This window comes from Sporosarcina saromensis (assembly GCF_054901285.1).
The window spans coordinates 1,622,548-1,635,268 of sequence record NZ_CM142738.1 but is presented as its reverse complement, the minus strand read 5'-3'; the positions used below and the strand labels follow the sequence as shown (position 1 = coordinate 1,635,268).

The 12,721-nt window shown below is 46.2% G+C and carries 11 protein-coding genes; all 11 read right to left on the bottom strand.

What is annotated here, in order from left to right; genetic code table 11:
* Positions 1–50: 50 nt before the first annotated feature.
* The 11 genes from smpB to ACVHUV_RS08075 all read right to left on the bottom strand — a co-directional run bounded on the left by smpB (position 51) and on the right by ACVHUV_RS08075 (position 12,655).
* Entirely contained in the window at positions 51–518 is a 468-nt protein-coding gene (smpB, locus tag ACVHUV_RS08125; RefSeq protein ID WP_462086670.1) for an SsrA-binding protein SmpB, read from the bottom strand.
* Between the two features lie 256 nt (positions 519–774).
* Entirely contained in the window at positions 775–3,111 is a 2,337-nt protein-coding gene (gene rnr / locus ACVHUV_RS08120) for a ribonuclease R (RefSeq protein ID WP_462086881.1), read from the bottom strand.
* 36 nt (positions 3,112–3,147) lie between these two features.
* Positions 3,148–3,894, bottom strand: a complete 747-nt coding sequence (locus ACVHUV_RS08115) for an alpha/beta hydrolase (RefSeq protein WP_462086669.1) — start codon at positions 3,892–3,894, stop codon at positions 3,148–3,150.
* A 611-nt stretch (positions 3,895–4,505) separates the two neighbouring features.
* The gene (secG, locus tag ACVHUV_RS08110) at positions 4,506–4,733 is read right to left on the bottom strand and encodes a preprotein translocase subunit SecG (RefSeq protein WP_317946655.1); all 228 of its coding nucleotides are present in this window, start codon (positions 4,731–4,733) and stop codon (positions 4,506–4,508) included.
* 129 nt (positions 4,734–4,862) lie between these two features.
* The gene (gene eno / locus ACVHUV_RS08105) at positions 4,863–6,158 is read right to left on the bottom strand and encodes a phosphopyruvate hydratase (RefSeq protein WP_317946657.1); all 1,296 of its coding nucleotides are present in this window, start codon (positions 6,156–6,158) and stop codon (positions 4,863–4,865) included.
* Positions 6,159–6,177: 19 nt separating this feature from the next.
* A complete protein-coding gene (gene gpmI, locus ACVHUV_RS08100) occupies positions 6,178–7,704 on the bottom strand; it encodes a 2,3-bisphosphoglycerate-independent phosphoglycerate mutase (protein WP_462086668.1) in 1,527 nt (508 codons plus the stop codon).
* Complete coding sequence (gene tpiA / locus ACVHUV_RS08095) at positions 7,697–8,458, bottom strand: triose-phosphate isomerase (RefSeq protein ID WP_462086667.1); 762 nt, start codon at positions 8,456–8,458, stop codon at positions 7,697–7,699. Before tpiA ends, gpmI begins: the two co-directional genes overlap by 8 nt.
* Positions 8,459–8,473: 15 nt before the next feature.
* Positions 8,474–9,658, bottom strand: a complete 1,185-nt coding sequence (locus ACVHUV_RS08090; RefSeq protein ID WP_317946663.1) for a phosphoglycerate kinase — start codon at positions 9,656–9,658, stop codon at positions 8,474–8,476.
* A gap of 160 nt (positions 9,659–9,818) precedes the next feature.
* Complete coding sequence (gap, locus tag ACVHUV_RS08085; protein WP_317946665.1) at positions 9,819–10,826, bottom strand: type I glyceraldehyde-3-phosphate dehydrogenase; 1,008 nt, start codon at positions 10,824–10,826, stop codon at positions 9,819–9,821.
* Between the two features lie 30 nt (positions 10,827–10,856).
* Positions 10,857–11,897: a sugar-binding transcriptional regulator gene (locus tag ACVHUV_RS08080; RefSeq protein ID WP_462086666.1), complete on the bottom strand. Its 1,041-nt coding sequence runs from the start codon at positions 11,895–11,897 to the stop codon at positions 10,857–10,859.
* A 311-nt stretch (positions 11,898–12,208) separates the two neighbouring features.
* Positions 12,209–12,655 carry a GNAT family N-acetyltransferase gene (locus tag ACVHUV_RS08075; protein WP_462086665.1) on the bottom strand — a complete coding sequence of 149 codons (447 nt, stop codon included), beginning with the start codon at positions 12,653–12,655 and terminating at the stop codon, positions 12,209–12,211.
* Positions 12,656–12,721 lie beyond the last annotated feature (66 nt).

Genomic DNA, 12,721 nt, shown 5'->3' with positions numbered 1-12,721 from the left:
GCTTCTGAACTATTTCACTACAATCAGTATACAGGATTTTAACGTAAATATCAATACTGCTGTTTTGCTTTGAATGCGCGTTCCATTTCACGCTTCGCTTCTTTCTTCTTCAAGTCGTCACGTTTATCGTAAAGTTTCTTCCCTTTACCAACGCCGATCAACACTTTCGCAAAGCCGTCCTTCAAGTATATTTTCAACGGAACAATCGCAAACCCTTCTTGCTTTGTTTGCCCAATCAATGTCGCAATCTGCTTTTTGTGAAGCAATAGTTTTCTAGAACGCAACGGATCATGGTTGAACCGGTTCCCTTGGTCGTACGGGCTAATGTGCATATTGGAAATCCACGCTTCATTATTCCGAATCAACACGAATGCATCTCGAATTTGCACTTTCCCGTTACGCACGGACATGATTTCCGTCCCTTGCAGCACAATGCCTGCTTCAATCGTTTCTTCAATCGCATAATCATGATTCGCTTTCTTATTAATCGCGATCACTTTTCCTTGACCTTTTGCCATACCGTTCTCCCCCTCTTCAAACACAAAACAAATACTAATTAGTAGTATTAGATTATGCGTACCATTTACCACTTTATTAAAAAGTACATACTAGATGATTGTAGTGAAGGGCGGCGACTCCTGGGGGATTTGCGTGACAGGTGAGACCCCGCAAGGTCGCAAAGCGAACGAGGAGGCTCACCGCACGCCCCCCGGAAAGCGTCCGCCTGGAACGTAAATCATCGGGTAAGCTTGCTATATTTATTATTTCCTACTATTACTTCCTCTTCCGCGTAGCCGGCTTTTTCTTCTTCTTTTTCGCTACGCCTTCGTAAAACTTCTTCTTCGCATTCGGCGAACTGGCGCCCTGCTTCTTATCACCTTTCGGCTTTTCAGATTGGCTTCTACCGCCGCCCTTTTTCGCATGAATGACTTTCGGCGTTTCTTTCCGCGCACGATGGAACGATTGCTTCATCCCTGCAATTTCGAAATCGATAGCCGATTCCTCAGGTGTGACGGACACGACACGAATCGTCACTTCATCCCCGATCCGGAACTGCTTGCCTGTATGCTCACCGATCATCATCATTTGACGATCGTCAAAACGGTAATAATCATCTGTCATATAGCTGACATGGACAAGTCCTTCCACCGTATTTTCAAGCTCAACGAACATCCCGAAATTCGTAACGGAAGAAATGACGCCGTCGAATTCCTCACCGATCTTATCCAGCATGAACTGCGCTTTCTTCAACGCGTCCGTATCACGTTCTGCGTCAACTGCGCGACGTTCACGTTCAGACGTATGTTGCGCGATTTCAGCCAAGTTGGCATTCCAATGCGCAAGCGTCTGTGCAGACACATCTTTTTCAATCAAATACGTACGGATCAATCGGTGAACGATCAAATCCGGATAACGTCGGATTGGAGACGTGAAATGCGTATAGAAATCCGTTGATAAACCGAAGTGGCCTAGGCTTTCTTCAAAGTACTTCGCCTGTTGCATGGAACGGAGTAACATCGTCGAAATGACCGTCTCTTCCGGCATACCTTCAATCGATTCCACGATTTCCTGCAACGCGCGTGGATGCACTTTATTGCCAGATCCTTTCACGACGATTCCGAAGTTCGTCAAAAACTCAAAGAAACGTTGCAGTTTTTCGGTTTTCGGATCTTCGTGAATGCGGTATAAGAACGGCACTTGCAACCAATGGAAATGCTCCGCCACCGTTTCATTCGCAGCAAGCATGAATTCCTCGATGAGTCGTTCAGACACCGTACGCTCGCGCAACACGATATCCGTCGGCCAACCGTTGTCATCCACAAGCACTTTCGACTCTTTGAAATCAAAGTCAATCGCCCCACGGTCAATTCGCTTTTGTCTCAAAATCGAAGCGAGTTCCGCCATCTCATTCAACATTGGAACGATATGTGCGTACTTTTGCATGAGCTCTTCATCTTTTTCTTCGATGATTTTGTATACATCCGTATACGTCATTCGCTCTTTCGACTTAATGACACTTTCGTAAATCTCATGATCGACAACTTTCCCATTGCGGTCAATTTTCATCGAACAAGACAACGTCAATCGATCGACATGCGGGTTCAATGAACAAATCCCGTTTGAAAGCTTATGTGGCAACATCGGAATAACTCGGTCCGTTAAATACACACTCGTCGCGCGCTCATACGCTTCATCGTCAAGCGGTGTATTTTGTTGCACATAATGGCTCACGTCCGCAATATGGACAGACAATGTATACGTCCCATCGTCATTTTTCACAAGTGAAATGGCATCATCCAAGTCTTTCGCGTCTGCCCCATCAATTGTAATGATGACATCTTCTCGTAAGTCACGACGTTTGAATAAATCCTTTTCCTGCACTTCATCCGGTGTTTTATTCGCCTGATCCATTACTTCTTTAGGGAATTCAACTTCAATCCCATGCTTATGAATAATCGATAAAATATCGACACCTGGATCGTTTTTGTGCCCAAGAATTTGCACAACCATTCCCGTTGCGGACTTCATATCACTCGGCCAATCGGTAATTTCCACGACCACTTTGTGGCCATCTACCGCGTCCAGCGAGTTGCCTTTGCCAATGAAAATGTCCATCGGCAACTTCTTGTCATCAGGAATGACGAAACCGAATCCGCGGTTGTCTTGATACGTCCCGACCACTTTCGTCGTCTTGCGCTCTGCAATTCGAATAATCGTCCCTTCACGACGGTCGCCATACGAGCCCTTCGACACGCGGACAAGCACGATATCGCCGTTCATCGCCCCGTTCACTTCCGGTGGTGGAATGAAAATATCATCCATTCCTTCCGTTTCAGGCGTCACAAATCCGAAGCCTTTCGCATGCCCAATGAACTTTCCGCGCACTAAATTCATGCGCTCCGGCACACCGTAACGGTTCGTACGTGAGCGGACAATGTCCCCTTTCTGTTCAAGGTGAACGAGCATCTTCACCAGTTCCTTGAACTCCGCAGCGCCTTCAATCCCTAACGCCTCCTGGATTTCTTGAACCGTCAGCGGTTTATACGATTCCTCTCTCATAAAAGACAATAATCTTGTCCGTAGTTCTTCATCAAAAAAGTCCAATACCATCCCTCCACTTCTAACTATCGTCATCTATTTCCATTTTCACACGTTCCAGTCAAGGGATTCAAGAAATTGATACACCTCTTCATGAAGCGCCTCTTTTTCCGGACCGAGCGTAATGACATGCCCTGACTTTTCAAACCATTGTAAATCCTTTTTCGTAGAAGACGCTTCGTCATAAATGACGTTCGCCGACTCCACGTCAATCACTTCATCGTCACGCGACTGCACAACGAACAACGGCGCCTCCACCTTCTCCAGCTCATCCCGCGTATCATACACGAGCGAACGCAAAGCAGGCAATGAATGCATCGAGCGTTTACGCAACGCCTCTACTTCCTTTTCGATAACATCAGCCGATTTTCCTTCATACTTCTTATAATCCGCTGCATACTTCAACACACCTTCAAACATGAGATCCGTCGTCTTCATCGACATCGGCGCACACATCGTCACAATTCCCTTTACAGGCAGTGTAACCCCGATTTTTAATGAAAATACACCACCTAACGATAATCCACCAACCGCAATCTCCTCATACCCGGCATCTCTCAACTGCTCATAGCCCGCCACAACATCTTCCCACCACTCATCCGGCCCGGTCTCAATCAATTCCTCAGGTGGCACACCATGTCCCCTGTAATGCGGCGCCAGTGACGTATACCCTTTCTTCTCCAAAAAACGACCCAACATCCGCACATCCGCTGACGTCCCCGTAAATCCATGCAATAACAAAACCGCCCGCTTCCCACTCTCAAAAAAGAACGGCTTCGGCTGCGCAATCCTCATATCTATACTCATCCTTTCAGTATGTATGTTGAATAAAAAATTCTACCTCATAAACGATGATTTCAGTTCCGGGCGGACGCTTTCTGGGGGGCGGGCGGTAAGCCTCCTCGTTCGCGTCGCTACGCTTTGGCTCTCTGTGGGGTCTTACCTGTCCCGCTCATCCCCCTAGAGTCGCCGCCCTGCACTCCAATCATCAAAATCCTTTTTAACAATAGAAGTATTAGACTGGGTTGCAGTAATGAATGCTAGTACTTATTTATTGCAAACTCACTCTAATGTATTCGAGTCTCTTATTGTGAATTATATTCCTACAGCTGTTGGCCGTTAATTCAAACCTCGTACCATTATGACAAATCCATTACAATAAAAGCTAATATAGGGATTGCAGCGGAAGGCGGCGACTCTAGCGGGAACAGCGCGAGCTGAAGACCCCGCAGGAACGCAGTGACGAGGAGACTGAAGCCGTGCCCGCAGAACGCGTCCGCCTGCAGCGTAAATCCCGTTTTATTAAAGCTTTCTATGTATACCCTTCCCTTTTCCAAAGAGAAAAAAACGCCCGACCATACGGGTGGCCAGGCGTTTCATCATGTATGCAATTCGTTAACTACCCATCAAATCTTCACGATGGCAATCGCCAACACGAAAAATAAAATTGAAAGTATAATTGTCACGCGTTGAAGCACTAAATCCAACCCACGCGCTTTCTGTTTCCCAAAAAGTTGTTCGGCACCACCGGAGATGGCTCCTGACAGACCTGCACTTTTTCCGGATTGCAATAACACAACAACGATTAACGCCAATGACACGATAACTAGCAACGTCATAAACAAAGCATGCACTTTGTTCCACCTCCCGAATCGAACATAACACTATCTCTATTCTAGCAAACATTACATATTGTTACAATATCTTTTTGATTATTCCACAAACAGCCGACAATCGCCGGCTGTTTGTCTTTATGTCGCTACTTACTTCTTCAAATTATAAAACGTCTTCGCTCCTAGATACACAGCCGTTTCATCCAACTGATCTTCGATACGAAGCAATTGGTTGTACTTCGCTACACGGTCCGTACGAGAAGGCGCACCTGTCTTAATTTGACCTGCGTTTGTCGCAACAGCGATGTCCGCAATTGTCGTATCTTCGGATTCACCAGAACGGTGCGAAATAACCGCTGTATAACCCGCGCGTTTCGCCATTTCGATCGCGTCAAATGTTTCTGTCAATGTACCGATTTGGTTTACCTTGATAAGGATTGAGTTGCCAACGCCTTCTTCAATACCGCGTGCCAACTTCTCTGTATTCGTTACGAATAGATCGTCTCCGACCAATTGGACTTTCCCGCCAAGACGCTCTGTCAATAGCTTGTGTCCAGCCCAATCGTTTTCGTCTAGCCCATCTTCGATTGAAACGATCGGATATTTTGAGCAAAGCTCTTCATACCAAGCAACCATCTCTTCAGATGTTTTCGTAATGCCTTCACCAGCTAAGCGGTATGTGTTTGCTTCTTTATCGTAAAACTCGGAAGACGCAACGTCCATTGCAAGCAATACTTCTTCGCCTGGCTTGTAGCCCGCTTTTTCGATAGCTTCCATAATTGTTGAAAGAGCTTCTTCGTTCGATGCTAAGTTTGGTGCAAAGCCGCCTTCGTCACCAACCGCCGTGTTCAAGCCTTTTCCTTTTAACACGTCTTTTAAGCTATGGAAGATTTCAGCGCCCATACGCAATCCGTGACGGAATGATTCCGCACCGACAGGCATGACCATGAATTCTTGAATGTCAACGTTGTTATCCGCGTGCTCACCGCCGTTGAGGATGTTCATCATCGGTACTGGCAATTGTTTCGCGTTCACGCCGCCAAGGTATTGGTAAAGTGGAAGATCCAAATAATCTGCCGCTGCGTGTGCAACTGCCATGGATACACCAAGGATCGCATTCGCACCAAGTTTCCCTTTATTGTTCGTACCATCTAGTTCGATCAAAGCTTTATCGATGACAACTTGGTCAAGCACTGAATAGTTATCAACGATTTCTTCTGCAATCACTTCATTCACGTGATCAACTGCAGCTAACACGCCTTTTCCTAAGTAACGGGATTTATCGCCATCACGCAATTCAACGGCTTCATATTCACCTGTGGAAGCACCGGATGGAACGATTGCACGTCCGAACGCGCCGCTTTCTGTGAACACTTCAACTTCAACCGTCGGATTTCCGCGTGAATCAAGAACTTCTCTGGCTTGGATGTGGGTAATGATTGGCATAACAATTCTCTCCCTTTAATTAGAATAATGGTGTTCCGGACATGTCTGCCGGTTGTTCAATATCTAGCAATTTCAACATTGTCGGCGCAAGATCAGATAAGATACCGCCTTCACGAAGGTCAATGTCGGTCTTTGTAATGATGACCGGCACTGGATTCGTCGTATGCGCCGTCATCGGTTTGCCTTCAAGCGTCACGACCTCATCGGAATTGCCGTGGTCCGCCGTGACGATCGCTGTTCCGCCTTTTAACAGTAACGCATCAATAATTCTACCGAGGCACACATCGACTGTTTCAATCGCTTTGATCGTCGGTTCGAGCAAGCCGCTATGGCCGACCATATCCGGATTCGCGAAATTGAGGATGATCGCATCTTGTCGATCACCTTCAATTTCCGCAAGTAGCGCTTCCGTCACTTCGACAGCACTCATTTCCGGCTTCAAGTCATACGTGGCCACTTTCGGACTGGCAATTAAAATCCTTGTTTCACCTTCGAACTCTTCTTCCCGACCGCCACTCATGAAAAATGTTACATGGGGATACTTCTCAGTTTCCGCAATACGCAATTGACGGAGTCCATTGTTCGATAGCACTTCACCAAGTGTGTTGGTCAAGTCGACATTCGTAAACACGACATCCGCTTGTACGTCTTCACTATAATGTGTAAACGTTACGAATTTTACTTGTTCCAATGATTTTGGTCCGGTATGGAAGCCGTCAAACTTTGGATCCGTGAATGCCCGTGACAATTGAATCGCACGGTCCGGTCTGAAGTTGAAGAAAACGACCGCATCTTCATCTTCAATCGTTCCGACAGGTTGTCCGTCTTGCTCCACGACAAATGGGATAACGAATTCATCATGTACTAGTTCGTCATACGAAGCTAAAACTCCTGCCATTGCCGTTTGAAAACGAGCTCCTTCTCCGTCGACAATTGCACGGTAAGCACTTTCTACACGGTCCCACCGTTTATCGCGGTCCATTGCGTAATAGCGACCCGATACCGTAGCAATCTTGCCGACACCGATACCTTCCATCACGTCTTCGGTCTTCTCGATATAGCCAGGTGCAGTTTGCGGACCTACATCCCGGCCGTCTAAAAAGGCATGGACATATACTTTTTCGATGCCGTTCATTTTCGCAAGACGAAGCAAAGCGAATAAATGCTCGTAATGGCTATGTACGCCACCATCGGACAGCAAACCCATTAGATGTAGTGCAGAGCCTTTCTGTTTCACATGCTCAATTGCACGAAGCAACGCCGCATTCGTCATGAAATCTCCGTCTTTGATCGATTTATTAATGCGCGTTAGGCTTTGGTAGACAATTCTACCCGCTCCGATATTCAAGTGGCCGACTTCCGAATTGCCCATTTGGCCTTCCGGAAGACCGACCGCTTCGCCACAAGCTGTTAGCGTCGAATGAGGGTAGTTGTTCCATAAAATATCGAAATTCGGTGTGTTCGCTTGCGCCACCGCATTGCCATACTTTTCATCCCGCAATCCGAAACCGTCTAAGATGATCAATGCAACAGGTGCTTTAGGCATGGCTTGCAACCTCAATCATTTGCACGAATGAATCTGCTTCAAGGCTCGCGCCACCGACAAGCGCACCGTCGATATGTTCCATGGACAGCAATTCGCCCAAATTGCCAGGCTTTACACTGCCGCCGTATTGAATGCGGATTGCTGTAGCTGTTTGCTCATCATACAAGTGATCGATTTCCACACGGATTGCTTCACAAACAATATTCGCATCTTCAGCAGTCGCTGTTTTGCCTGTACCGATCGCCCAAATTGGTTCGTACGCAATGATGGCATTTTTCGCTTGCTCTGCTGACACGCCTTCAAATGCCTTCTGTACTTGCAAAGCAACTGTTTCTACCGTTTTTTCTGCTTCCCGTTCAGCAAGGCTTTCCCCGACACAAACGATTGGTGTCAATTGATTCGCAAATGCTGCCAGTACTTTTTTGTTGACCGTTTCATCGGTTTCATTGAAATATTGGCGACGTTCCGAATGCCCTAAAATGACATATGGAATATTCAATGCCGCTAACATCTTCGGGCTTACTTCGCCTGTAAATGCGCCCTCTGCCACGTCATGCATCGTTTGCGCGCCGATTTGCAATGAACAGCCTTCCGTCATTGACTGAAGCGCTGCCAAATAGAGTGAAGGTGGGCAAACGACTGCGTCGACTTGTTCGGACTGCGGCAAGCGTTCGTTCACTTCTGTAACAAATTGCTTCGCTTCCTCCATCGTCTTATACATCTTCCAGTTTCCTGCAATGATTCGTTTCCGCAAAGTTTTCCCTCCTAATTATCGATCTTTCAATACCGTTACGCCCGGAAGTTCTTTCCCTTCCATGAATTCCAAGGAAGCGCCTCCACCTGTAGACACGTGATCCATCTTCTCCGCAACGTCAAATTTCTCAACAGCTGCAGCAGAATCACCACCACCGATTACGGTATATGCTTCGGTTTCTGCCATTGCCAATGCCACTTCTTTCGTTCCAGCTGAAAACGGCGCCATTTCAAATACGCCCATCGGCCCGTTCCAAATGACAAGTTTCGAGTTACGGATGACGTCCGCATACAATGCAGCCGTTTCAGGTCCGATATCGAGCCCCATCCAACCGGATTCAATCGCATCGATCTTCACCGTTTGAACGTTCGCCTCTTCAGAAAATGCATCCGCTACGACCGCATCGATTGGCAAGTACAAATTGACGTTCTTTTCTTTCGCTTTTTGAATAAACGACTGTGCGAGTTCAATCTTATCTTCTTCAACAAGTGAATTGCCTGTTTCATATCCTTGTGCTTTTGTGAATGTATAGGAAAGACCGCCACCGATCAATAAATTGTCGACGTTGTCCAACAAATTATCAATGACACCAATCTTGTCCTTTACTTTCGCACCTCCGATAATCGCAGTAAAAGGACGATCCGGATCCGATAACGCTTTGCCAAGGACATCCAGTTCCTTTTGGAGCAAGAAACCACTTACCGCAGGGATATGCGCAGCAATTCCAGCAGTGGACGCATGTGCACGGTGAGCAGCACCGAACGCATCGTTGACAAATACATCCGCAAGTGCAGCAAACTGCTTTGCAAGTTCCGCGTCGTTTTTCTCTTCCCCTGCATGGAAACGAACGTTTTCAAGCAACACAACGTCGCCATCGTTCATCGCAGCTACTGCTTGTTCTACGTCTGCTCCAATCGAGTCGTCAAGCTTTGTCACGTGTTTACCAAGAAGTTCAGCCAATCGTTCACCAACAGCTGAGAGGCGTAATTCCTCTTTCACTTCCCCTTTTGGTCTCCCTAAATGACTCGCTAAAATGACTTTTGCGCCCGTTTGGACCAAATACGTAATCGTCGGTACGGCTGCACGGATTCTTGTATCGTCCGTCACTGTACCGTTTTCCATCGGGACATTGAAATCCACCCGGCAAAATACGCGCTTTCCTGTTAGGTCCATATCCTTGATCGTCTGTTTGGCATTCATGTAAACTGCACACCTCCAAGAGTAGTAACGCGTACGAACAGTAAGCTGTTTCATACGCACGCTAGTAAAAAGGAGGAACGGGTTGTACACCGTTCCTCCTACCCATTTATCTATTATAAGGTGTAGCCTATCGATTGGCTATGATTTATATTGATTGGCCTCAAATGCCTTGTTTTTGCATATAAAGTGCCAAGTCGATGCAACGTGCAGAGTAGCCCGACTCGTTGTCATACCAAGAAATAACTTTCACCATGTTGTTATCCAACACCATCGTAGAAAGTGCGTCAACTGTGGATGAAGCCGTGTTGCCATTGTAGTCTCTTGAGACGAGTGGAATTTCATTATAGTAAAGAATGTTTTTCAATTCATTTTCAGATGCATGCTTCAGTGCAGCATTCACATCTTCCACTGTAACGTCTTTTGACAGTTCGACAACGAAATCGACAAGTGACACATTCGGCGTCGGTACACGTACCGCCATGCCATCAAGTTTCCCTTTTAGTTCCGGAATGACTTTTGTCACCGCTGATGCAGCACCCGTTGTCGTCGGAATCATAGACTCAGCTGCCGCTCTTGCTCTACGGTAGTCGTCATGTGGCAAATCCAAAATACGTTGGTCGTTCGTGTAGGAATGCACGGTTGTCATCATCCCGCGTTCGATGCCGAACTGGTCATTCAACACTTTTACGACAGGCGCCAGACAGTTCGTCGTACAAGAAGCGTTGGACACGACTTTATCCGTTTGCGCATCGTATTCGTGTTCATTAACACCCATGACGAGCGTTTTCACGTCGCCTTTCGCAGGTGCAGACAAGATCACTTTTTTCGCGCCCGCTTCGATATGTTTCATCAACCCTTTTTCGTCTCTGAACACACCTGTGGATTCGATGACGACGTCCACACCTAAGTCTCCCCATGGCAGTTGCGCTGGGTCTTTTTCAGCGTAAACTTTAATCTTCTTCCCGTTGACGACAAGATGATTGTCTTCTGAACCGACTTCCGCGTCAAAAATCCCGTGCACAGAATCGTATTTCAATAAATGCGCCAACATCGGTGCGTCCGTCAAATCGTTAACCGCAACAATTTCAAGTTCTTCGTGCTTGCTTGCCTCTCTGAATACCACTCTTCCAATCCGTCCGAATCCGTTAATCGCTACTTTTAATGTCATTTGAATTCCCTCCAAGTATGGTTAATGTCGTTAAGACGTACTCTCTAATTTACGGATGATTTCCAGTGCTGCCCCTTCATCCGTCACAAGAAGCGTTTGCTCAGGCGCACTCGCCATATACGCAGCAATCGCGTCCGCTTTCGCCTTGCCACCTGCAACAGCGATGATGAGCGGTACTTTTTTCAATTGCTCGGTTTGAATACCGACTGTTCTGATCCTGTGTACAATCTTGCCATTTTCATCGAAATAATATCCGAATGCTTCACCTTTTGCGCCATCTTGTTGCAGTTTTTCCGTTTCTTCGCTCGGTGTATTGCGCATTTCAGCCATCCGTTGTGCATCCCCGATTCCGTGAATGACACAATCGGTCTTTTCATACAAATCGATCATCTTCTGCGCCGTCGGTTCCTTTTTGAACACTTCATGTGCTTCCCCACTGAGTGACTCAGGGTAGTAAAACGTGCTATACGTCCCACCACACGCACTGGCAAACGATGCCGCAATAACGTTCGCTTGTAAGCCGATGTCGTTTCCGACACCGCCTCTTGCTGCAATGAAGTGCAAGTGCGCAGCTCGTTCAAACGAGTGCATATAGTGTGGGATCGCCGCAACCGATGTCCCACCGGTAACCGCGACAATTTCACCGTCTCCAATGCGCTCCGTAAACTCGTTCGCTGCTTCTTTCGCCAACAAGTTTTTCACCGCATCATTGGCATCACTATCGCCCGGCACAATTTTCACATGCTGGATATGCAATAAACGCTGCAGCTTTCTCTCGATCAAGCCGTGTCCCGTCCACTCATCGATGCTTGGCTGAAGAGCCGCCCGCACTTTTGCCCCTTCCGCAGTAATCGTCGTTCCTTCTTTTGCGATTCGAATGAGATCCAAATCGCGCAAGCTCTCCATCTCATTTCGACACTCGCGCTCCGACAAACCTGCAAGCAAACTTAACGGCCTCCGCCCAATCGGCCCAGACATCTCAATGAAAGTCAATAATTTATAACGTCGATGGAGTACATCCACCATTTCTGGCACAAGCTTTCGTTGCGCCTCGAGTATATTCGAGTTCACGGAAAGCCTCACTTTCTAGCAGGACACTTTCTGCCCACCTAATAATATTTTGTCCCACCTATTGCAAAAAAATATAGTTGATACTGCAAGTATATACCTCTTCACTAGTATATTCAAACTTTTTTAGTTTATTTGGGGAAATTCATGACAAGCCGTTAATAAATCGGTTGTCCCTCCTATTCATATACTTGGATTCTTACTAACGCATATGGATGTTAGGTCGATAGCACTCAAATAAAAAATACAAGAGAATGGTCTCTCGTATCTTCTGTATCTCTTTTATTCCATTAGCGCACCCGTGTGTGAAAGCCTCATATCAATTGTTTTTTCATATATACCTTCGTTCCATCTTGACCTACGAGAATCCACCCTTGTTTAGTGTAAAATGATACATTTTCAGTGAATAAAACATGAGTAGCCAATTCCATCTCTAAATACCCTTTATTTCTAGTCTCTTGTTCTGCAAAGTTCAGTAAAAACTTCCCTAACCCTTTACCTTGAAAGTCAGGTTCTATTGCAATATTAGCAAGTGATGCATGATCTTCTTCAAATACTAATACTAATCCAGCAATTATTTGATGTTTATTTTCCACCACCCAAACTGGAAAAAAAGCTATTTCATCCTTATAATTTACATTCATTGGAGGTAGAGTTTGAATATCTATCCTATCCGAATACTTTAAATAGGCTTTATGCATGCATTTCTGAAACCCATCAGCATCATTTACATCTGCTTTTCTTATAGTCCAATTAATCATTCTTAAAGGTCTCCTTCAACTTACCTATTCCAGAAAAAATTTATATTTATCTACATGCGTTCATTC

Coding starts and splice junctions, on each gene's coding strand:
- smpB (WP_462086670.1), bottom strand. CDS start 518: ATGGCAAAAGGTCAAGGAAAAGTGATCGCGATTAATAAGAAAGCGAAT.
- rnr (WP_462086881.1), bottom strand. CDS start 3,111: ATGGTATTGGACTTTTTTGATGAAGAACTACGGACAAGATTATTGTCT.
- ACVHUV_RS08115 (WP_462086669.1), bottom strand. CDS start 3,894: ATGAGGATTGCGCAGCCGAAGCCGTTCTTTTTTGAGAGTGGGAAGCGG.
- eno (WP_317946657.1), bottom strand. CDS start 6,158: ATGCCAATCATTACCCACATCCAAGCCAGAGAAGTTCTTGATTCACGC.
- gpmI (WP_462086668.1), bottom strand. CDS start 7,704: ATGCCTAAAGCACCTGTTGCATTGATCATCTTAGACGGTTTCGGATTG.
- ACVHUV_RS08090 (WP_317946663.1), bottom strand. CDS start 9,658: ATGAATGCCAAACAGACGATCAAGGATATGGACCTAACAGGAAAGCGC.
- gap (WP_317946665.1), bottom strand. CDS start 10,826: ATGACATTAAAAGTAGCGATTAACGGATTCGGACGGATTGGAAGAGTG.
- ACVHUV_RS08075 (WP_462086665.1), bottom strand. CDS start 12,655: ATGATTAATTGGACTATAAGAAAAGCAGATGTAAATGATGCTGATGGG.